The organism is Acinetobacter johnsonii CIP 64.6 (assembly GCF_000368045.1).
GTDB lineage: Bacteria > Pseudomonadota > Gammaproteobacteria > Pseudomonadales > Moraxellaceae > Acinetobacter > Acinetobacter johnsonii.
Map to the genome: position 1 here is coordinate 786,689 of NZ_KB849236.1, position 23,371 is coordinate 810,059.

Annotated in this window: 17 protein-coding genes; 15 read left to right on the forward strand and 2 right to left on the reverse strand. The window is 40.0% G+C overall.

Features of this window, described 5'->3' with window-relative positions; genetic code table 11:
• The first annotated feature begins 46 nt into the window (after positions 1–46).
• The 4 genes from F986_RS14930 to F986_RS14945 all read left to right on the forward strand — a co-directional run bounded on the left by F986_RS14930 (position 47) and on the right by F986_RS14945 (position 2,872).
• Positions 47–1,345, forward strand: a complete 1,299-nt coding sequence (locus F986_RS14930) for an ABC1 kinase family protein (RefSeq protein WP_004696496.1) — start codon at positions 47–49, stop codon at positions 1,343–1,345.
• A 145-nt stretch (positions 1,346–1,490) separates the two neighbouring features.
• Positions 1,491–1,871: a dihydroneopterin aldolase gene (gene folB, locus F986_RS14935; RefSeq protein WP_026056477.1), complete on the forward strand. Its 381-nt coding sequence runs from the start codon at positions 1,491–1,493 to the stop codon at positions 1,869–1,871.
• The gene (locus F986_RS14940) at positions 1,828–2,271 is read left to right on the forward strand and encodes a 2-amino-4-hydroxy-6-hydroxymethyldihydropteridine diphosphokinase (RefSeq protein ID WP_004696501.1); all 444 of its coding nucleotides are present in this window, start codon (positions 1,828–1,830) and stop codon (positions 2,269–2,271) included. The genes folB and F986_RS14940 overlap by 44 nt, the downstream gene beginning before the upstream one ends.
• A 163-nt stretch (positions 2,272–2,434) precedes the next feature.
• Positions 2,435–2,872, forward strand: coding sequence for a hypothetical protein (locus F986_RS14945; RefSeq protein WP_017396992.1), 438 nt, complete (start codon positions 2,435–2,437; stop codon positions 2,870–2,872).
• 68 nt (positions 2,873–2,940) lie between these two features.
• On the opposite strand, the gene coq7 is transcribed toward F986_RS14945, so the two are convergent.
• On the reverse strand, positions 2,941–3,576 hold the full coding sequence (gene coq7 / locus F986_RS14950; protein ID WP_004696505.1) for a 2-polyprenyl-3-methyl-6-methoxy-1,4-benzoquinone monooxygenase: 636 nt from the start codon (positions 3,574–3,576) through the stop codon (positions 2,941–2,943).
• A gap of 4 nt (positions 3,577–3,580) precedes the next feature.
• Positions 3,581–4,900 carry an MFS transporter gene (locus tag F986_RS14955; RefSeq protein WP_004696506.1) on the reverse strand — a complete coding sequence of 440 codons (1,320 nt, stop codon included), beginning with the start codon at positions 4,898–4,900 and terminating at the stop codon, positions 3,581–3,583.
• 175 nt (positions 4,901–5,075) lie between these two features.
• On the opposite strand from F986_RS14955, the gene F986_RS14960 reads away from it, so the two are divergent.
• The 11 genes from F986_RS14960 to gltS all read left to right on the forward strand — a co-directional run bounded on the left by F986_RS14960 (position 5,076) and on the right by gltS (position 23,330).
• Positions 5,076–7,829, forward strand: coding sequence for an autotransporter assembly complex protein TamA (locus F986_RS14960; RefSeq protein ID WP_004696508.1), 2,754 nt, complete (start codon positions 5,076–5,078; stop codon positions 7,827–7,829).
• A gap of 24 nt (positions 7,830–7,853) precedes the next feature.
• Positions 7,854–12,371 carry a translocation/assembly module TamB domain-containing protein gene (locus F986_RS14965; RefSeq protein WP_004696510.1) on the forward strand — a complete coding sequence of 1,506 codons (4,518 nt, stop codon included), beginning with the start codon at positions 7,854–7,856 and terminating at the stop codon, positions 12,369–12,371.
• A gap of 207 nt (positions 12,372–12,578) precedes the next feature.
• Entirely contained in the window at positions 12,579–12,782 is a 204-nt protein-coding gene (locus tag F986_RS14970) for a hypothetical protein (RefSeq protein WP_004696512.1), read from the forward strand.
• Between the two features lie 144 nt (positions 12,783–12,926).
• Positions 12,927–13,361 (forward strand): I78 family peptidase inhibitor, encoded by a 435-nt coding sequence (locus F986_RS14975; protein ID WP_004696513.1) that lies wholly within the window; start codon positions 12,927–12,929, stop codon positions 13,359–13,361.
• 109 nt (positions 13,362–13,470) lie between these two features.
• Positions 13,471–13,830, forward strand: coding sequence for a hypothetical protein (locus F986_RS14980; RefSeq protein WP_004696515.1), 360 nt, complete (start codon positions 13,471–13,473; stop codon positions 13,828–13,830).
• A 121-nt stretch (positions 13,831–13,951) separates the two neighbouring features.
• Positions 13,952–14,221, forward strand: a complete 270-nt coding sequence (locus F986_RS14985; RefSeq protein ID WP_004696516.1) for a hypothetical protein — start codon at positions 13,952–13,954, stop codon at positions 14,219–14,221.
• A gap of 294 nt (positions 14,222–14,515) precedes the next feature.
• The gene (locus tag F986_RS14990) at positions 14,516–17,155 is read left to right on the forward strand and encodes a bifunctional aconitate hydratase 2/2-methylisocitrate dehydratase (RefSeq protein ID WP_004696519.1); all 2,640 of its coding nucleotides are present in this window, start codon (positions 14,516–14,518) and stop codon (positions 17,153–17,155) included.
• Between the two features lie 59 nt (positions 17,156–17,214).
• Complete coding sequence (locus F986_RS14995; protein WP_004696520.1) at positions 17,215–18,900, forward strand: ATP-dependent nuclease; 1,686 nt, start codon at positions 17,215–17,217, stop codon at positions 18,898–18,900.
• A 139-nt stretch (positions 18,901–19,039) separates the two neighbouring features.
• Positions 19,040–19,255 carry a hypothetical protein gene (locus F986_RS15000; protein ID WP_004696523.1) on the forward strand — a complete coding sequence of 72 codons (216 nt, stop codon included), beginning with the start codon at positions 19,040–19,042 and terminating at the stop codon, positions 19,253–19,255.
• Positions 19,256–19,670: 415 nt separating this feature from the next.
• Positions 19,671–21,902 (forward strand): TonB-dependent siderophore receptor, encoded by a 2,232-nt coding sequence (locus tag F986_RS15005; RefSeq protein WP_004696526.1) that lies wholly within the window; start codon positions 19,671–19,673, stop codon positions 21,900–21,902.
• A 204-nt stretch (positions 21,903–22,106) separates the two neighbouring features.
• On the forward strand, positions 22,107–23,330 hold the full coding sequence (gene gltS / locus F986_RS15010; RefSeq protein ID WP_004696529.1) for a sodium/glutamate symporter: 1,224 nt from the start codon (positions 22,107–22,109) through the stop codon (positions 23,328–23,330).
• Positions 23,331–23,371: the final 41 nt, after the last annotated feature.

Here is a 23,371-nt window from a genome sequence, read left to right on the forward strand (position 1 = left end):
TTTCATTCTTTGATACACTTAATACAATTTATTTTTGACCGATATTATGAAAAACAATATCTTTTTAGATGGACTGCGATCTGTGGCCCGTGTTGGGGAAACAGCAGTCATTGCAGCGCGTGCGGGTATTAAGTACGCCACTGAAAAACCAAGTAATGCCAAATTGATGCGTGAAACCTTTGAGTCTCTGGGTTCAACCTATATCAAGTTGGGGCAATTTATTGCGAGTACACCTTCACTTTTTCCACGTGAATATGTTGAAGAGTTTCAAGGCTGTTTAGACCAAACTCCATCTTTACCGTTTAGTTATGTACAAGGGGTTTTAGCTTCTGAGTTTGAAGGCCGAAATCTGTCTGAGATTTTTGCATCGATTGATGAAACGCCGTTAGCTTCAGCGTCTATTGCCCAAGTTCATGCCGCGAAGCTGGTGACGGGTGAAGATGTGGTGATTAAAGTACAAAAGCCAGGTGTAGAAACCATTCTCTATACCGACTTAAATGTTCTGCACTGGGCTACCAAGGTTTTAGAAAAAGCAGTGCCTAAAGTCAAATTTGCATCGCTTGCAGATATTGTAGAAGAAATCAAAACCCGCATGGTTCGCGAGGTCGATTTTATTGAAGAAGCCAGTAATCTGGATGACTTTGTGAACTATCTCAATATCACGCAAAACCATAAGGCGATGGCACCTAAGGTCTATCACCAATATTCGACTCGCCGTGTGCTGACTATGCAGCGTCTTTACGGCGTACCACTGACTGATTTTGAAGTTGTTAAAAAGCGCTGTAAAGATCCTTCACAAGTCCTGATTACTGCCATGAACACATGGTTTGGTAGCCTGATGATGTGTAATAGCTTCCATGCTGACTTACATGCTGGAAACCTGATGCTGCTTGATGATGGTCGTGTCGGTTTTATTGATTTCGGAATTGTGGGACAGTTGAAACCTGAAGTATGGACAGCTTGCATCGCGTTTATGGATGCCTTGCAAAAAACAGATTATGCACTCATGGCGGAAAATATGCTGGGAATGGGCATGACCGCAGTGAAGATTGATACTCAGGTGTTGGCCGCAGATCTTGAACGTTTATTTAGTGGTGTGTTGTTGGCAGATCCGCAAGAGTTGCTTAGTTCAAACCCAGCAGATTTGAATGACATCATGATGGATATGGTCGCAGTGGGCGAGCGCCACGGGATTCGCTTCCCGCGTGATTTTGCCTTGTTATTTAAACAGATGCTGTATTTTGATCGTTTCATGCGCATTCTTGCACCGTATACCGACATCTATGCTGACCAGCGTTTGCAAATGGTGCAAACTATGGACCCAAATGTGTTATTAAAAAACTAAGTTCTTTTGAAGCACACTCACCAAAAAATCCCTTTCAGTCCTTCTTTTAAAAGAGGGACTGAAAAATGCTTTCCTGTTTAGGGGATGAAAAACATAGTTTCCTAAGACAGGGATTAAAATGTCAAAATCTGTTAAAGGTAATAATGTGGACGCAATTATCATTGAAGGCTTAAAAGTTGAAACAGTGGTTGGCTGCTTTAACTGGGAACGTCAGATTATTCAGCCTTTAATGTTGGATATGATTATTCAAACAGATTTGGAACAAGCTTCAAACTCAGATGACTTAGACCATACTTTAAATTATGCTGAAATTTGTGAAATTGCAGCAAAGGTCATTCAAGATACTAAGCCTGAGCTGATTGAACATGCAGCAAAATTGGTCATCAACGCACTTTTTTCTACCTTTCATGCGATTGAATCGATTAATATTACCATCCGTAAGCCTGCCATTATCGCGCAAGCAAATTCTGTAGGAATTCGTCTTGAACGCCACCGAAACGATTTTCGCCCTAGCTCTGGCGAGTAATAATAATCCAAAGCAACATTTTTTATATGCCTCTGAGCAACTTGCTAAAATTGGGCAACTGCAATTTTCGAACATTTATTTAATTCCATGCCGTGATGGAGTTGGGGCAGATTATTGGAATGCAGCCTGTTTGCTGAAATCGTCTTTGTCCGTTGCCGATATTTCGGTATTGCTGAAAAATATGGAAGCCACATCTGGGCGTGTCCGTCCATCACATCAGATTTCACTGGATGTCGATTTGATTGCATGGGGTGAAAACTTAGAACATATGCAGTTCAATCCCAAAAAATTGCCTTTGGCTTTAGATGTGAAAATTCCAATGTTCGATGTGTGGAAGGATAATGCATTTCAACATCAAACGCATACATTTCCAACGGTAAGCTGCTTGGAAACCAAATAACATATCGAAGTGTGATTGGCAGTTGAACTGGCTTAACATGCTCATAAAACACAATTCACAGCGAGCTATTTTCATGAAAATACAAATTTTGAGTGCTCTTTCTTTAGCAGTGTTTCTAGCGGGCTGTCATTCAACTCCGTCCAAAATGACAGCGACAACTGCTATGGATAAAACGAGTGTATCTCAAACGACTGAAAAACAAGGGTTAAAACTAGCTGTTCAGGCCTATACCCAAGATCAATCGGATTATCAAACTAGCCTATATGATTTAAACCAAGACGGAATCGATGATGCCGTGGTGCTATTAAGTGGGATGGAGTGGTGTGGTTCAGGTGGCTGTACGTTGCTGGTCTTTAAAGGTCTTGCAGATGGGAGTTTCCAACCGCATAGCAAAATGACTGTTTCATCTACACCGATTTATGCTTTAAGTACTCAAACCCAAGGTTGGCGTGATTTATCGGTCTATACCCGAGGTTTAGGACAGGTCATACTGAAGTACAATGGGAAAAACTATCCATCCAATCCATCACTAGCGTCAAAATATACGGCGAATTTAAAGCAAGTAGGTAATACTTTATTACTGCCGATCGTTGTGGAATAACTCAGCATTAAGTCAATAAAAAAGCAGTGGAACACCACTGCTTTTTTATTGGTTCAAACCATTGTGGTTTAAATAAAATAACTGGTCTTGGTCATGAGTTTTGATATAGCCGTCATGGTGATTTTGACAGGAATCGGTAAATCGACTCCGCCAGCATTCAGTGCTGTATCACGATGGTGTAATTCATCTTCATTCATTTGCACAAGAATATTGCGTGAACGGTCATCTTGAGCAGGGAGTTGGCTGATGTGATGCTGTAAATGCAGGCTCACTTGGCGTTCAGTTTCTGCAACAAAACCTAAGCTATATTTATCGCCTGCAATGCCTGCGATTGCACCCATGCCAAAGGATAAGCCGTACCAGATTGGATTGAGCAGACTGGTATGGCTATCTAGCTCTTTTAAGCGGTCTTCACACCATGCAAGATGGTCTTGTTCTTCAATCGCCGCTTGTTCCATTTCGCGGCGTACATTCGGCAGTTTTGCCGTTAAAGCTTGCCCATGATAAAGCGCTTGTGCACACACTTCACCACTATGGTTGACCCGCATTAGACCTGCAACATGACGTGCTTCACTCACTGCGAGTTGGGTTTCTACCGCCTTGCCTGGGTTTTCACGTTGAGCAGACGTTGTGCCTGGAACTAAGCTACGCAGGGCTTGATCAAAAGAATTGATAAATTTATCGATGCCAGTGTAATGACGCATAACTTTAGTCCTCTAACTCAGGTTGTACAGTTTTTAGCATGGGTTTGAGTCGATATAACAACCACAGCGTAAAGCCCGCACTTAATACAGCAGTAATGCTGAAAAGTATTTTAATATCAATCTTCAAAACACTTAAAATGATAATCGAAAATATAGCAGAAGACACCATAAACACCGCATTTAATATGTTGTTTGCGGCAACAACACGTGCACGATGTGAATGCGGTGAATAGGCTTGCATCATGGCGTATAGCGGCACAATATAAAAACCACCACTGATGCCGAGCAAGGTCACCGCAAGCATGACATGGTAGTAAATTGCACCGTGGTTAAACATATCCGCGATATTCATCATCGCGCCTGTACGCTCAGGTACAAAAGCTAGACTCAAAGCCAAGTAAAAGGCAAATAGGGTGAGCCCAATCGCACCGATTGGCACCATTTTAATATTCACTTCAGAGCCACCAATTCTACGACACAGCAGGGAGCCAACTCCAATCCCGACAGAAAAGAACGTGAGTAAAAGACTGACGACATTTTCTGATGCATGTAGGTTTTGTTGAGTCAACTGTGGAATTTGGGTGAGATAGGTCGCGCCGTAAAACCAATACCACGAATTTCCCAGTAAAATCATAAAGATGAGGGGGAGGCTTTTGGCATATTTGAGTGTTTGAAAACTGGTTCTAAAGAAATTCCAGTCAATTTTTAACTCGGGTGAGCTGACTTGCTGTTTTAAAATAAATCGACTGGAGAGATAACCCAAAATGGCAATGATGACGACAGTCAGGCTGATCCAAATAAGATTGCCTTGAGAAACCGAAATGACTGCGCCACCCAAAATCATCCCGATTAAAATAGCAATGGAGGTGCCCGACTGAAATAGCGCATTGCCCGACATGAGTTCATTCGGTTTTAGAATCTCAGGTAAAATGGCGTATTTAATGGGGCCAAAGAAGGTGGAGTGTGTGCCCATCATAAATAGAGCCAAGAGCAGCAGCCATAAATTGCCCAACAAGAAACCCGCGGAACCGATGAGCATAATCACAATTTCTAGAACTTTGATGCTACGAATGAGTTGTGAGCGCTCAAACTTATCGGCAATTTGTCCTGCAGTTGCAGAAAAAATGAAGTAAGGCAAAATAAATAACAGCGCGGCTAAATTATTTAAGGTACTAACATCCGCGGCTTGTTGATTAATCCATCCATAAGTAATGACTAAAAGCAAAGCTTGTTTATAGACATTGTCGTTTAAAGCACCAAAAAATTGGGTAATAAACATGGGAAGAAAACGACGGGTACTTAATAGATGTTCATGGTTTTTCATGCTTTTGCACTGCATTAAGTTTTATTAAGAAATGTGACTAATTGCTCAAACGTTCAATAAAATCATGTAATATATTTAAAACCTGAAATTGGGTAAAATAATCAATAGATTTCAGTTCTTTTGTGACAATTCATTAGAGCAAATCCATAACGATTAAATAAATTTAGAGTTTTCTATGCTTGCTAAAACACAATTTAAAAAGTCGACTCTTTCATTGAGTATGAATTCTCTCATACCGTGGCATCATAACAATAAATATTTGTGTCTGAGTATCTTTTTAACGCTTTTGTCACAAGCGGCTTTGGCTGAAACACCCGTTGCGATTGAACCAAGTAACGCGGAAGTCGATCCACAAATTTCTACACAATTCACTGAAGACATTAAAAAAGAAGCAATTCGCCAAGGTATGGGCAGTGCGGACGAATTAAAAAAAGTTGAAAATTCTGTGGTTCAGCCCACGGTTCCAGACAGTATGCAAATGTTGCAACAACAGCAGATGGCTTTAAAAAATTTACCTGAATTTGCACCGATTGAGTTTGATAACCTTGAAGACTTGCCAACTGTCCAAGTTGACCAAGGTATGGCCAATGATATTTATCAGGTAGCTGAGCAAGCGAAAGCAGAAGCTCAAGCTTACCGTAGTGGCCAAAAGACAGAGTTGGTGCTAAGCGATGCAACTCAACAGGAAATGGCGGAAATTAATCAAGCTCCAGTCAATGTTGATCAACTGATGCAAAGCATTCAAGCAGACAGTAAAATTTCAGTAGAAGCCAACACGGAAGGCAATACTTTAGATTTTGGCATGAGTGCTGAAGAGCAAATTGCCAAAGAACCTAATTTCTTTAAACGCATGCTTTATAAAATTCGACCACCAAGAGAATTAGATACTGCAAAGGTGCCGCGGATCAGTGCGGATGTCGAAATCATCAATGCGAAATATGAAGGTGAAATATCCGATAAAGCGTATCAGGCCGCTTTGGTTAATTTAAAAGAAAATATTAAAGGCAAGGTTTCGAGCTTTACTGAAGAATCTTTTGAAGACTTTCCTTCGGCACTGCCACAGTTGCGGACACTTTCCAACCAAGCTGCTCAAGCCGTCGGGTTTTATAATGCTGAGTTTAAGTTTGAAAAAACCAGCAGTAATCGTGTGCGCATTCAAGTGGTACCGAATAACCCTGTGCGGATTGAAGAACAAAACATCGAGTTTAGTGGTGCAGGTCAGTACTTACCGCAGTTCCAAGTGATTAAAGTCTTACCTGAACAAGATGTTGGTGATGTATTGCACCACGGCTTATACGAGTCGACGAAAGCACGAATTAATGAAGCGGCCAGCAATAACGGTTTCTTTGATAGTTACTGGCGCTTACATGATGTGAAAGTTGAACAGCCGCAAAATACCGCAGACATTAACTTACGTTATGAAACAGGTGAACGCTATAAACTCGGCGGTGTTGAGTTTGTGATGAGTGACCCAAGCAAACCACTGCCTATTGATTTAGATGTTTTGCAAAGTTTAGTGACTTGGGAGCCTGGCGCGGACTATACCTTTTGGCGTGTTAATGGTTTGGCCAATAATTTGACCAACTCACGTTACTTTAACTACAGCTTGGTAGATGCCGTTCGACCGGACCCTGTTGAAAGAATTCGCGAGTTACCCCCTGATTTACAGCAATTGGTCGATGAACAACAGCTTTCTAGTCAAGATGCTTTGATCCAAGAGAGGAAAGAAGTTGTTTCAAATCGTGAAGTAACACAGTCTGTGGTGAGCGAAGCACAGTTCGCCGGTGTCAATGATGCCGAGCAGAACAAAGCACAAGCAGCGCTTCGCACCGCACAAGAAACCAAAGAAAGTGAAGAAGAACGTTTAAAACTGGAAGCTCGAGAAACAAAAGTAATTCCTGTTAAAGTTACTTTAAATGCGGACCAGTTAAACAGTGTAGAAGTCGGCGCAGGTTATGGTAGTGACTCTGGTGCGCGTTTACGTGCGCAATACCGTCGTGCCATTGTAAACCGACGTGGTCACTCTTTTGACGCCAACTTTGAGCTTTCAGAAATTCGTCAGTCTATCGACGGTCGTTATAATATTCCCTATAAGCATCCACTAAATGATTATATCAGTCTCGTGGGGGGGTATGAGCGTGAAGTGCGTGATGATGTGGGACAGGGCGTAAACTTACTCACAGAATCAGCAGTTGCAGGGGCTGACCGTGTCATTAAAAACCCAATGGGGAACTGGCAACATACTTATGGGGTGCGTTACCGTTTAGACCGCTTAACGCAAAAAGGTACAGCGAGTGCAACAGATATCCCTGATGCATTTATTGCCAATGATGACCCAGAACAAGAGTCACTTTTATTGGGCTATGAAATTTCTAGAATTGACAGTGATAAACGGGTCAACCCAAGCAAAGGAATTAAACAAACCTATAAAATTCAATTGGGGAGCGAAAGCCTACTTTCAGATGCAGATATGGCCATCGTAAACGCGGGTTGGCGTTTTATCTATTCCTTGGGTGAAAATGACAATCACCAATTTGTCGGACGTGGCGATCTCGGTTATATCTTTACCCCAGACTTTAATAAAGTCCCTTATAACTTACGTTATTTCACGGGTGGAGACCAAGGCATTCGTGGTTTTGACTACAAGAGTTTGTCACCTGTGGTCGATGGTTTTAAAGTGGGTGGTCAAGCCTTAGCTGTCGGCTCCATGGAATACAATTACCAATTTAAAGAAGGCTGGCGTGCGGCAGTATTCAGCGACTTTGGTAATGCTTATGATACAGATTTTAGCAATGACACCGAATACAGTGTCGGTCTTGGTGTGCGCTGGGCATCACCGATAGGCCCGATCCGGATTGATGTAGCTTCAGGTATTTCTGATGATAGTCATCCGATACGTGTGCATTTCTTTATTGGCTCATTATTATAATATTTAACACTTTTTGGGAAGACTATGGCTGAAGTAGAACAGCAGCAAGAACCAACACCACCTGCGCCGCTTGCCAAACAGCGACGTATTTTTAGAAGTGTCATTTTGACGCTGTTGTTGACGCTCATCTTGTTGGTGATATCGCTTGCGGTCATGTTTTCTACCGATAAAGGCAGTAAGTTCTTACTCGACCAAGTTTTACAACGCCAGCAGATTATCCAATATGAATATGAAGGTGGTAATCTGTGGAAAGGCATTATCCTTAAAAATGTGGTGGTTACCTTAAAGCCTGTCGATGTCAAAATTGACCGTGCTGACGTGAGTTTGGGGTGGCGCGCCATCTTGGATAAAGAGATTCATCTACGTGAAGCTGATGTGCGTAATCTACGCATCATTACTAAAGGTGAACCGAGTGATGAACCGTTTAAGTTCAGCGAAATTAAATTACCCTTTGTTTTACGTTTAGATACAGCAGATGTTGATCATTTAAATATCCGTACCGCATCCGATGCCGAAGTTAATTTTTATGATGTGCATTTAAATAACGCTCTCTGGTCGGGGACGGAACTTGAGTTTGAAGACTCTCGTATGGACATGGGCTATCTAGCAGTTCGTAATGCAACTGGGAAAATGAAATTCTCAGGGAAATATCCACTTGAAGCGACCGCCATTGCAAACTTACCGGCACTGCGTGATAGTTTAAATGTGTATGATATTGCGGTACACGCAACGGGGACACTGGATACCATCCAAGCGGGTTTTGCAACGCGGACACCTGACCTGTTGACAGGTTGGGCCATTTTGCACCCTGTACGTAAGCATGTACCGATGCAAGGTCAGCTTAAATTTAATCATTACAACTTACCACTCCTGACCGATTACAAACTCTATGCTGAAAAAGGCGTTGCTAAATTTTCAGGTGATATCCAACGTTTAAATATCGACTTAAATACAGATCTGAGTGGTAAAGACATTCCAAAAGGTCAATATACTGCTTTGATGCATACCGATTTGGTTCATCAACTTGACATTGATAACCTAAATGCTCAGTTGATGAAAGGTTCGGTCAATCTGGGTGGTGTGGTGAGTTGGAAAGATCATGTCACTTGGGATGTACAAGGTCGTTTAGATAAAATCAATCCTAAAGACGATGTACTGCCACAAGTGGTTTCTGACTTTCTACCGCCAAGTTTAGATGCAAAAATTGCATCTAAAGGTACGCTTGAAAAGGGTTTACACTTAACCGCAGATCTAGACTTTGATCGTTATGAAGCATGGCATCTCGCACTAGACCAAAACCCAGAGAAAAATAACAAAGTCCAGCCAATGTTGATGGATGTCTCTTGGAAAAATATTGACCGCGCCGTGCCTTATATCGGTTGGTTAAGTAGTGCTTCAGGGGATGTAAAACTGGCGTTAGTTGAAGGTCAGCAAGATATTCATGTTGCCACTGTTGTGAGTAAACACGAAAAAGCGACGTTACCTGCGGGTAATTACCTCGCACAGTTAAATTTTAAAAATAATAATTTAAATGTGCCGAGTTTTAGTTATGTGGCAGGCAAGGGAAGCTTAAGTGGCAATGCGGTGGTTGAGCTGCCAGATGAGAAACGTCAACTGAAGTGGAAAGCCGCTTTAAACGCGAAAGATTTTAATCCGCAAATGGTTGCAGAAGCTTCACCGGTTAATCTATTGAACGGAAAGCTACAAGCAAGTGGCTATGCCAAACCGAATCAGCAAATCATTCAGCTACAGGGCATTGATCTGACTGGAAAAATGGTGGGCAATAATGAAACGGTTCACTTAACGGGTAAGTCAACAGCGGCACTCCTGTTTAATGATGAAAAAGCTGGTGGTGCTTTCAAAGGCTATGCAGTGAACTATGATGGTGCTTTAAAAGCCAGCCAGTTTGAAGCCAGTCAGGGCACGTTAAACCTAAAACTTTCAGGAACGCCTGAATTTATTAAAGTAACTGAGTTGAAACACAATGGTGTGGCAGGTCAAATTAATGCCAGTGGTTTGGTGCATTTTATTCACGGTATCACTTGGGATGTGAATGCAGCATTCATTCGTTTTAAACCACAATATTTTGCATCTAGTGTTAAAGGCGAATTGTCTGGTGTGGTGAAAACCAAAGGCACATGGTCGGATGCTTTAAAACGCATTAACATTGAGAGCTTAAACCTCGCAGGTACACTGAACAATAAGCCAGTCCGTGGCACGGGTAATTTGGCTTTAGTGCTCAACTCCAGCGAAAAGGGCTTTTTACCGCAACAGTTTGAAGCGAATAATCTACTGTTGGCTTATGCCAAAAACCAAGTGCAAGCGACGGGTAATGCACAAAACCTGAGACTGAATATTAATGCACCTGCTCTGTATGAAATTTATGCGGGCTTACGTGGCCGTGCCTACGGCTATTTAAATATCCAATCTCAACCACGTTTAAGAGCTACCGCAAACTTAGCAGTGGATAATTTTGGCTTTAAAGATCTGATTGATATGCGTAAATTACGCATTGTCGGGCAGTTGCCGACATCGGAAACAACGCCGTCATTATTGACTGCAAAAATGGAAAGCTTAAGAAGTGGTAACCGTGAAATTCAACAAGGTGAAATTTCACTGGCAGGTATTCGCAAAGCTCATTTATTAAAAGTTTCTGCACAAAATGAAAAGTCGAAATTTTATGTGCAATTGGCAGGTGGTTTTAATGCGCAAAATGATTGGTTAGGTCAGATCCAAAAAGGTGATTTTGACTCTTTACGTGCACGTTTGGTACAGCGCCAAAATGCAGCAGTTGTCTATAACAGTGCCAAAGCAGATTTGTTGATTGGTGCGCATTGTTGGATGAGTCAACAAAGTCAGTTGTGTTTTGACCAGCCGATTCGTGTCAGTAAAACACGTGGCAATATTTCATTCGTGACTCAAAACCTCGACCTAAACGACTTTGCTGCCTTTATGCCTGAAGGATTAGCGATTACAGGTAAGTTAAATGGACATGCTAAAGCGGTTTGGGCACAAGGATCTAAACCAAAAATTGATGCGCGCTTAGTCACCCGTGATGGTGTGATTGGCTTGGCGGCGGATGACCCACAAGATATGGGTTCAACCTTAAAATATGAACAAGTGGCTTTGGTTGCCAAAAGCATCGCGGAAGGTTTACAAATCCGTTTGGATGTCAAAACACCTGAAATTGGTGTGGGCTATGCCAATGTGGTTATTGATCCGTATCGGGACAGCATGCCTATGCGCGGTGAAATTGCATTTGATCAGGTGCAACTCAAAGTCTTTAAACCTTTCATTGCTGATGTACGTTCGATGGGCGGAACACTTTCGTATGCAGGTAAAATTAATGGAACGCTAAAAGCACCACTACTTACAGGCGATGTCCGTCTGAAAGATGGTTCAATTAGTATGATCTCACTTCCAGTCAATTTGACCAATATTCAGCTGTATTCCGCTATACGCCAAGACCAAGCCACCATCAATGGTGCTTTTAACAGTGGTCGTGGTGTGGGGACACTTACAGGGACGGTAGATTGGAAAAATGATCCACGTATTCAGCTTCAGTTGAATGGAGAAAATCTACTGATTCGCCAAGCGCCATTAATTACCGCGCTAGTGACACCAAAAATCACACTGGATGTTTTACCGTTGAGTAAGAAATTAACCTTAAACGGTGAAATTCAAGTTCCTCGTGCGCTTATTTCGATGCCTGAAGCATCTGTACCTGTGGTGAACGTATCGTCAGATGTACGCGTGGTCAGAGAAGGTCAAAACCAATTGGCGATTTTAAATAGCGCAAAACCTTGGGACATTCGTGCTGATGTGATGGTTGGACTAGGTAATCAAGTTGTGTTCCAAGGGTTTAATAGTCGTATTCCATTGTTAGGTCGTTTATATCTATCGCAGCGCGGTGCTGAAACCGCAATGAGTGCCAATGGTGCAATTGGGGTAAGTCAGAAAGTTAAAATTGAAGCTTATGGACAGAGTTTGGATTTAAACCGTGCCATAGCGCGTTTTAACGGTGTGTTGAGCAACCCAACACTGGATGTCGATGCAAATAAAAATGTACAAGGCAGCACGGTGGGTTTCCGTGTGACGGGTACGGCAACATCACCAAATATTCAGGTCTATAACGATGCAGGGCTGTCTGAGCAAGAAGCTTTGAACGCGTTAATTACAGGCCGCATTAACGAAGGTACAAGCGGTTTAAGTCAAACGGAAGGCTTCAAGTCAGATGTCAACAACACCATTGCTGCTGCAGGGATTAGTTTGGGTTTAGGCGGTACACGCGCCTTTACGAACCAAATTGGACGTACTTTTGGCTTAAGTGGTTTAGCATTGGATGCGCAAGGCACAGGGGATGACACACAAGTCAGCCTGACGGGTTATATTACACCTGACTTATATATTCGTTATGGCGTGGGTGTCTTTACGCCAGTCAATAAACTGACTCTGCGTTATCAAATGAACAAACGTATGTACTTAGAGGCGAGTCAGTCATTAGAGCGTGCAATCGACGTCTTCTATAACTGGAAGTTCTAAAGCTACTCTTCTGCTAAATAAAGCCTACATCATGTAGGCTTTATTTTTTGGTGTTAAAAAAGCTTAATTCGCCATTTGATAAAAATTTTTATTTGGTAGATGAAGAAAACCTATGAATAACAGACACTAGATACTTAAAATCAATTAAACCATAATGAAAGTAGGTGTATAGTAAATGGACTTGCTAAATTTAGAGTGATGATCCCTATGCCGATCAATTTTGTAATACGCTTTGCAGTGATTTTATTTTCAGTTTTAATTTTAGTGGCGCTTGCTATTCAGTTTTTCTTTGATCCGCACTATACCGTGGTCTTTTGGATCTTTGCGATGCCGTTCATTTTAGGTACTCCAATTCTAGCATCTGTAGTTTTAGCGAAAAATGAAGAGCTTGATATTCACTCAGTCAATTAAAAATGACCTGAAAATCTAGCTTTTCAAAATAAAAAGTCCGTCAAGTGATGGGCTTTTTTATGTAATCTTGAATTTTGCAAAACTCGCACAGTTTTTTTTAAATATATTTGCTATGTTGATCTTTTATTTAAAGAAATATTTTTTATGAAAAAAATCTTAATGCTTGGATTAATGGTTGCTGCTATTTCGGGTTGTAGTACTGCGCAAAAGAATGAAACTGAAAAGCCAACTTTAGGTATGGCTAATCCTGCCAGTACATACTGTGTTGAACAGGGTGGTAAATTAGAGATTCGAAAAGAGGCCAATGGTGAAGTAGGCTATTGCCATTTACCGAATGGTCAAGTTGTTGAAGAATGGGCGCTTTTCCGTGCTAGTCAAAGCAAATGTGTTGCCGAGCAAGCGACAGCTTTGATTGGTCAGTCAAATTTAACTGAAGCGCAGATTAAGCAAAAAACCAGTGCGAAGATGGTACGCTTAGTACAACCGGGGCAGCCTGTGACTATGGATTATCGTGAAGAACGTGTGACAGTAACAGTTGATCCGAAAACCAATAAAGTAGTTCAAGCAAGCTGCGGTTAATTTTTGCTAAGAATAAAAGCCCGAATTTGGGCTTTTATTCTATTTAAAGTGGGTAATAGTTCTGCATTTGAAAAAGTTTGATTATGATAGGGCGAATAGGAGAGTTGTAATGAAAAAATTATTCGCTTTGGTTGCTGTGATTGCACTGGTGGGTTGTGCTGAAAAAAAACCGTTAACCCCAGAAGAGCAATGGCATGGCTATTGTAAAAGTATTGGTAATGCAGCACGTTCAATTATGTTAGACCGTCAAAATGCCATTGAAAAAGATAAAGCGATTGAGCATGCCAATAAAGTTGAAGATGAAATGACAAAAGCATTTGCGTTAGAAATTATTGAAGATGTTTATGCTTTACCTGAGGCTGAAATTAAATCCGATATTGAAGGTGCGCGTGAAAAAATTCGTGTGAAATATACTGAAAAATGTATTGCAACACCGCATACTGAAATGCCAGATTACAAACCGTTCTAAGGAACGGTTTTTTATTTTTTGCATGGAACTTTTTGTGACAAAACTCTAAATCATATATATAGCAAAGCATATAAAAATAAAGAATAATGAACCTAGAATAAAAAAACGAGAGGAGCAGAAAATGGAAGTTGTTGGCTATTTAAATCACGCAGATTTACTCTTGGAAGATGAAAATGGTGTGGCCGTAATTGGCGGTGGTCATTATGTCCTTAGCTTGGGTGACCATGTATACTTCAAACACGCACTTGACCATGAACCTACACGAATTTCAGTACAAATTTCTTTTGCAAGCTCTGCACATCAAAATTTACATGAGGACGAAATTCAGATGAAATTTGAAGGCTGTCGTGAAAGTTTCAAACAATATATTCAAGCGACAACGGTACACTAAGGTTGAATATTTATATTGCGTAAAAAGAGGCAACATAGGTTGCCTTTTTTATTTTTAAATGGCAGTTCAAAGTTAATGTGAAACAATTCCAAACGATCTGACTATATTGCTGTTTTTATGTCCAATCGATATGAACATCATTTAGTTAGAAAATAATGGGCATCACGAAGAAACACTTGTAGCGCATTAACTTTTAACTGGAATTTTAGTAAAATTAAGCAGTCCATATTATTTACGTAGCTTTATTTAAAGCAGGAATACGTAAATAATTTTTTAAAAAAGAGGAATAACACCGTGCTAGAAGCTTACCGCCAACACGTTGCAGAACGTGCCGCACTCGGAGTCCCACCGAAGCCACTTGACGATGCTCAAACAGCTGCATTAGTTGAATTATTAAAAAACCCACCAGCTGGCGAAGAAGCATTTTTAGTTGATTTACTAGAAAACCGTGTTCCAGCGGGTGTTGACCAAGCTGCATATGTTAAAGCTGCATTCTTAGCTGCTTTGGCTAAAGGCGAGGCGACTTCACCATTAGTTTCTAAAGAACGTGCGGTTTACTTACTAGGCACTATGCTTGGTGGTTATAACGTTGCTCCTTTAGTTGCTCTTCTTGACGATGCTGCACTTGCTGAATTAGCAGCTGAAGCACTTAAGAAAACGCTTCTTGTATTTGATGCGTTCCATGACGTTGCAGACAAAGCAAAAGCGGGTAACGCGAATGCACAAGCGGTTATGCAATCTTGGGCTGACGCTGAATGGTTCACGACTCGTAAAGACGTTCCAACTGAAATCAAACTGACTGTTTTCAAAGTAACTGGTGAAACTAACACTGACGACTTGTCACCTGCACAAGACGCATGGAGCCGTCCAGACATTCCATTGCACGCAAATGCAATGTTGAAAAACGTACGTGACGGTATCAACCCAGAAGTTCCTGGTGAAGTGGGTCCACTTAACCAAATTAAAGAATTGATCGCGAAAGGCAACCAAGTTGCTTACGTTGGTGACGTTGTTGGTACAGGTTCATCTCGTAAATCTGCAACTAACTCTGTACTTTGGTTCTTCGGTGATGACATTCCGCACATCCCGAACAAAAAAGACGGTGGTTACTGTCTAGGTTCTAAAATTGCTCCAATTTTCTTCAACACGATGGAAGATGCTGGTGCATTACCGATCGAGATCGATGTTGCTAACATGAACATGGGCGATGAAATCGTTCTTAAGATCGATCACGCTGCTGCTAAAGTAACTGCGTTCAAAGACGGCGCGCAAATCGCTGAAGCTGAACTTAAAACTCCAGTTCTTCTAGACGAAGTTCGTGCTGGCGGTCGTATTAACCTGATCGTAGGTCGTGGTTTGACGACTAAGGCGCGTGAAGCTTTAGGTCTTCCAGTATCTACAATGTTCCGTACTCCGGTTCAGCCTGCTGCAACTGGCAAAGGTTTCACTCAAGCTCAGAAGATGGTTGGTCGCGCTTGTGGTCTTCCTGAAGGTCAAGGTGTACTTCCAGGTACTTACTGTGAACCTAAGATGACTACTGTTGGTTCGCAAGATACAACTGGTCCAATGACTCGTGACGAATTGAAAGACTTGGCTTGCCTAGGCTTCTCTGCTGACCTTGTTATGCAATCTTTCTGTCATACAGCTGCGTATCCAAAACCAGTTGACGTTCAAATGCAACACTCGCTTCCTGATTTCATCATGAACCGTGGTGGTGTGTCTTTACGCCCAGGTGACGGTATTATTCACTCTTGGTTAAACCGTATGCTTCTTCCGGATACCGTTGGTACTGGTGGTGACTCGCATACTCGTTTCCCAATCGGTATTTCATTCCCGGCGGGTTCTGGTCTTGTAGCGTTCGCTGCAGCAACTGGTGTTATGCCACTTGATATGCCTGAATCTGTACTTGTGAAGTTCAAAGGTAAAATGCAGCCTGGTATCACTCTACGTGACCTTGTACATGCAATTCCTTACTACGCAATTAAGGAAGGTGACTTAACTGTAGAGAAGAAAGGTAAGAAAAACATCTTCTCTGGTCGTATCCTTGAGATCGACTTAACAGAAATGGAAACTGACCTGACTGTTGAGCAAGCATTCGAACTTTCTGATGCTTCTGCTGAACGTTCAGCTGCTGGTTGTTCTATTACGCTTTCTGAAGAGAAAGTTGCTGAATACCTTCGTTCAAACATCACCATGTTGAAGTGGATGATTTCTGAAGGTTATGGCGATGCGCGTACTATGGCTCGTCGTGTTGAGAACATGGAAAAATGGTTGGCTAACCCAAGCCTGATCAAAGCGGATGCTGATGCTGAATACACCAAAGTGTATGAAATTGATCTTGCAGACATCAAAGAACCTATTCTTTGCTGCCCGAACGATCCAGATGATGCAAAACTTCTTTCTGATGTTCAAGGCGCGAAAATTGACGAAGTATTCGTTGGTTCTTGTATGACGAACATCGGTCACTTCCGTGCGACTGGTAAATTGTTAGAGAAAGTTCCTGGTGGTGCGTTGTCAACTCGTTTGTGGATTGCTCCACCTACGCGTATGGACGAACATCAGTTGATGGAAGAAGGTTTCTATAACATTTATGGTAAAGCTGGCGCGCGTACTGAAATGCCAGGTTGTTCATTATGTATGGGTAACCAAGCACGTGTAGCGCCGAACACGACTTGTGTATCGACTTCTACACGTAACTTCCCGAACCGTTTAGGTCAAGGTGCGAACGTTTACTTAGCGTCTGCTGAACTTGCTTCTGTTGCTGCTGTACTTGGTAAATTACCAACTCCAGAAGAATACCAACAGTATGCAGCTCAAATTGATAGCATGTCTGCTGACATCTACCAATACTTAAGCTTCGACAAAATGGGCGACTATACTGACGCTGCTGCGAATGTTGATACGAAGAAAATTGCTGCTGCTCAGTTGACTTAATTTATTGTTAATTAAGTTGAAATAGTTTATAAAAGCTCCACTTAGGTGGGGCTTTTTCTATGAAACTAACAAAATTTACGATTAAAAATTTCAGAAGTATTACGGATGGAGGAGAAATTAATTTAAAAGATCAGTCCGTCCTAGTTGGTAAAAATAATGAGGGTAAAACTACTGTTTTACTTGCTTTGAAGTTAGCAATGGATACTTTAAAGTTTCATGGATTATCTTATAAAAGTTTAGGAAGTGTACGTTTTAAACAGAGAAATAATTATGACTGGTATAGGGACTTTCCAATTTCTCTTCAAAATAAGCCACGCGCTAAAAATACATTATTTATATTAAATTTTGAGCTAAATGAAGATGAAAGACTAGATTTTTATAAAGTAATAAGAAGTAGAATCAATGGTGATTTATGTATACAGATTTCATTTGATCAAAATAATGTAGGTGAAATTCTTGTACCAAAACGTGGAAGTAGTTCTTTATCTGAAAAATCAGAGAAAATCGCAAAATACATTGCTGAAAAAATTCAATTTACATATATACCAGCGGTAAGAACTGAACAAGAAGCTTTAGATGTAATTAATGAAATGGTCGAAGAGGAATTAGCAAAATTAGAAAGTGATGAAGATTTTAAACAAGCATTAGCTGTAATCGAAAATTTACAAAAACCTGTATTAGATAAAGTTGCAAATACTATTAAAGATTCTTTACATAAATTTTTGCCAAATATTAAATCAGTACAATTAAGAATCTCTGATTCAGCTAGAAGATATAGATTAAGAAAAGATTATGTTATTGAGGTTGATGATGGTGATCAAACCGATATTAAATATAAAGGTGATGGAGTGAAAAGCCTAGCAGCTATCGGTTTGTTGAAAGATAGAAATAGAATTCATAATGGGGCATCTATTATTGCTATTGAAGAACCAGAATCACATTTACATCCTTCAGCAATGCACAGTTTGAAAGTGGCTGTTGAAGAGCTGTCTATAGTAAACCAGTTAGTTATATCAACACATAATCCAGTGTTTGTTGACAGAGATGAGCTATCTAATAATATTTTAGTATCGAATAATAAAGTAAAATCAGTTAAGAAAATTCAAGAAATTCGTGATTGCTTGGGTGTTAGAACTTCTGATAATTTGGAGCATGCACGTAAAGTTATTATTGTTGAAGGTGAATGTGACAGTATTATTATTAAAAAACTTATAACCGAGAGGAGTCAAAAACTATCAAAAATAATGAAAGATGGTGATTTAATAATTAAATTTTTGGGTGGTGTGAGTAAATTAAATTATGAACTTAAACATTATCAAGATATGCTTTGCTCATGTTTTGTTATTGTGGATAACGATGAGGCCTCAAAATCAATCATACCAAAACTACTCGATTCTACTGAGTTAAATAATAATTCTTATAGCTATTTAATGGCGAAGGGAAAAAAAGAAACAGAAATTGAAAATTTATTTAAAATTGAATTTTATTCAAATAAAGTAGATGAGGAATTTGGGATTGACCTTAAGAACACCAAATTTAGTAAAGATAATAGTAAGTGGAGTACTGCTTTGAAAAGCGTATTAGAAGCTCAGGGTAAAGTTGTCACAGATTCCATTTTAACTACACTTAAGAAGCATATAACTGCACAAGTTAGTCAGTATGGTGTATACGAAAATATTTATGATTGTAATCATGAATATATAGATAATCTTATTCTCCAACTAGAGCGAAAATTTATAAAATGAAGAAATGCTAAGCCCAGTAAATGATTTTTTAGTTTAAATTGCGATCAATTGGTAAGTAATCATTAACTAGACCTTACAACTAAACTCAATCATCGTTTAATCTTTACATTGAAAAATGATTTAGCAAGTTGATGTAGTAATGGCAAAACAATCTCGCTTCCTCTGTATTGGTGGTTTCCTCAACGGAACCCAAGTCAAAGACCAAGGTAATAGCTTTATCTGTGTGGAAAATGGTAAACAAGTGACCTACCGAAAAATGGAAATTTTCCATCAAGACGCGTGGGATCAAGATTACTATGTGTGTGAAACTACGACAGACCAACAAGCCAAAAACTGGGTGTATGACATTGAGTAAGTCCTCGACAAGACCATGAGCTAAAAATAGACCAAGATACACTTGGTCTATTTTTTTGTTGTCATATTTATAATTATAAAAAAATAGAGCATTATAAATATCGAATGTTTGTTTTTCACTCAGTTTTCTGTGAAAAGGAACGTATATCTACAATACAAATATCTTAAATCTAAATTAAAGATGTATTTGCTAATGATAATCAGTATCACTTGCGTTATTTTTTGTTTATAATTTTTCGAAATGGATTGATATGTAATGACTCAAATCACTGAGATGTTCGAAAAGGATTTTACGAATCTTAGTACTTGTGATGCTACAAAGGTGCTTGTTTTACTTAAGCATAGTAGGCATGTGCGCACTTTAAAATTATCAATTCATTGTCTTATTTTTTCTCATTAGCTGTGAATGTCCTGATATGTTTAAACGTCCGTTGCCTACGCAAAAGCCACTTTATTTGGCGATGCAAATTATTTTCCTATCTTCAACTGCCATGCTGTCTATAACACACGCAAACACCGTGGAAGAGGAGGAGGCGAATGCAACGTCTCAGCCAAATGCACAGTTGGCGACCATTACCCTTACAGCTCAAGATAAAACAGCAGTTACCGAAAATACAGGCAGCTATACGACGAGTAGCACAAATACCGCAACCAAGTTAAATTTATCCCTACGTGAAACCCCACAAACAGTCAAAGTCTATACCCGTGAATATTTGGATGACCGAAACATTGAGTCCTTCCAAGATTTGATGAGTAATATTACAGGTGTATCTACTCCGCGTACGGACGAACGTCAACGACCTTATGCACGCGGTTTTGATGTAGATAATTTCCTTATCGATGGAAAGCCAACAACTGCAAACTTAGTGGCAGCTGACCTAGATTTAAGCATTTATGATCGTGTTGAAGTCGTAAAAGGTGCTAATGGTTTAATGACTGGAGCTGGAAGCCCAGCAATGGGTATTAATTTAATCCGTAAGCATGCAAATTCAAAGGAATTTGCTGGATCAGTAAGTGCATCGGCAGGTTCATGGAATAGTTATTCAAGCTCGGCAGATCTATCTGCACCTTTAAATAATGATGGCTCACTTCGTGGACGCATCTTCGTAAAACATTCTGATGAAGATTCATTTATGGATTTTTATGAGAAAGAGCGAAATATTGTTTATGGTGCAATTGATTATGATATTAGCGATAAAACATTATTATCTTTCGCTGCATCTTATCAAGAGTTGAATCGCGATGGTGTGCGTTGGGGAGGCTTACCCGCATTTTATACCGATGGTACCAGAACCAATTTTGATCGATCACTAACAGTTAGTTCTGACTGGACGTATTGGGATGCAAAAACGACGATGCTTTTTGCTGACTTAAAGCATACTTTGTTTAATGATGTAAGCTTAAACGTTTCATATTTATATAGAAAAGAAGATTCATCTTCAAACTTGTTGTACACAACAGGGCAAGTGAATAAAGAAACAAATAAACTTCCTGTCTATAATGAGACTACCAAAAAGTATAATGTTTCTGTTTATGCAGATGATCAACGTACCGATGAAAATAATGTCGATGTTTATATCGCAGCACCTTTCACACTTGCCGGCCGTGAGCAAGAGATTGTTATTGGAGGAGCATGGAATAAATCTGAATTAAAGAAAAATAACTTTGGAGGTTCTTATTATACGGGAGGGAATGTATTAAATGTAGATGCATTAAACTTTAACGATATGAATACCCAAATTGTTGTACCTATAGAAAAAAATCAAAAAGGTGTACTCAATAACACGGTTCAAACAGCAGGTTACATTTCAGGTAAATTCCATATTTTAGATCCATTAAAAGCCGTTGCAGGTGTTCGTGTTTCAAATTGGGAATACGAAGCAGCAGATGGTAAAGGGAATAGAGAGTTTAAAAATGAGATTACACCTTACTTTGGCCTTATTTATGACGTTGCGCGAGATTATTCAGCATACGTGAGCTATACCAGTATTTTTAAACCACAAAACAGAAAAGATGTAAGTGGCAATTACCTTGATCCTATTGACGGTAAAAGCTATGAAATGGGTTTAAAAGGTGAATATTTGGATGGAAAGCTAAATGCCGCCTTATCTATCTTCCGAATTGAGCAAGATAATGTTGCAGAGCAATTATATGATTCAAATGGAAAAGAAGTAAAAGTTAAAGATAACAACGGGGCTGATACCCCAGAAAATGCTTATTTTGCGGCTGAAGGTGTAACCAGTAAAGGGGTTGAACTCAACATTGATGGTGAGCTTAATGAGAATTGGGGGCTTAGCTTTGGTGTTGCCAATTTTGATGCTAAGGATGCTAAAGGTGTTGATTATAACTCTACCAGTTCTCGGACTACGGCAGACTTATTTGTTAAATATAAAAATGAAGCATGGTATGCCGGTGCTGGCCTAAATTATTTTAGTAAAATTTATAAAGGCACAGGTGCGACGCGTGTGGACAGAGGTGATTTGTATCTTGCAAATGCAATGCTGGGTTATAAGTTTGATCCAAATTTTAGTACACAACTCAATGTAAATAATTTATTTGATAAAAAATATTATGATGGAATAGGCTCAGACTCGATGATTTGGGGCGAACCAAGAAATGCAACATTAAGCTTTCATTATAAATTTTAATTTTAAAGTTACGCTGCTGTAAAAACAAAAAAGACTCAATTGGGTCTTTTTTGTTTTTAAGATGATGTAGTTTTAAAATACTGAGCTCAGTTTTAAAACATCATGTAATCTAAAGCATAGAAATTGTACATTGAGAAACTTTAGCCTGTTCATTACTGACTTATCTGTTTTAGAATTAATGCAATAAGCATCATTGGATACCTCATGAACTATCAATTCGATGCATTTATGACCATTGTTGCAGCAGTTGCTGTACTATTGGTCGGTTATGTATTTGTGAATAAAGTCAGTATTTTAAAAAAATATAACATTCCCGAACCTGTTGCGGGTGGATTGGTTGCAGCTGTTATCACTTATATCTTATTTAAAAGTTCAAACATAACTGTCAACTTTGATACCAATATTCAGCAAATTTTTATGCTAATGTTCTTCACCTCTGTGGGGTTAAGTGCAAGCTTAGTTAAGCTCAAAGAAGGTGGGAAGTCGCTGCTTGTATTTTTGGTCTGCGTCATTGTATTTGTCCTGCTGCAAAATGTGGTTGGTATTAGTCTTGCCAAAGTTTTAGGTCTAGACCCGCTGATTGGTTTAATTACCGGTTCGGTCACACTCACAGGTGGTCATGGGACAGCAGGTGCATGGGGCACGATATTTGAACAAGAACATGGTGTGCATGGTGCGATTGTGCTGGGTATGGCAAGTGCAACATTTGGTTTGGTCATTGGGGGAATGATGGGCGGGCCTGTAGCTAAATTTCTGATACGTCGCTACCAGTTGGCTGAAGAAATTCCAGCTGCAACAGGGCGTAATGAAGCGCCACCTTCAGCACAAACGGCTCCATTTGAATTTCCTGAAAAGACGCGTCTGATTACGGCAGATGATGCGGTCAAAACCATGGGGATGTTTGCCATTTGTATCAGCTTTGCATACTTCATGACAGCGGTAGCTAAAGGGCAGTGGTTTGAGCTACCAAGTTTTGTTTGGGCTCTAATGTGTGGTGTGGTTTTACGTAATATTTTAGAGCATGGGTTGAGAGTTCAGGTTTTTGACCGCTGTATCGATGTATTTGGCAATGCTTCACTGGCACTGTTTTTAGCCATGGCGTTGATGTCCTTACAGCTTTGGTTGTTGGCAGATCTAGCAGGTCCTTTAGTGATTATCCTGATTGTTCAAACACTGTTCTTAGCACTTTATTTATACTTTGTGACTTTTCGTGTGATGGGTAAGAACTATGATGCTGCGGTACTCTGTGCAGGCCAATGTGGCGTCAACTTAGGCGCGACACCGACAGCAATTGCCAATATTCAAGCGGTAACCAATACCTATGGACCATCCCATAAAGCCTTTTTGATCATTCCGCTGACGGGCGCATTCTTTGTCGATATTGTGAATGCTTTTGTGATTCAGCTCTCAATTGGTATTTTGGGTTAATATTTTTAGAGATGATATCGTTAATAAAAAAGCACTTTAGG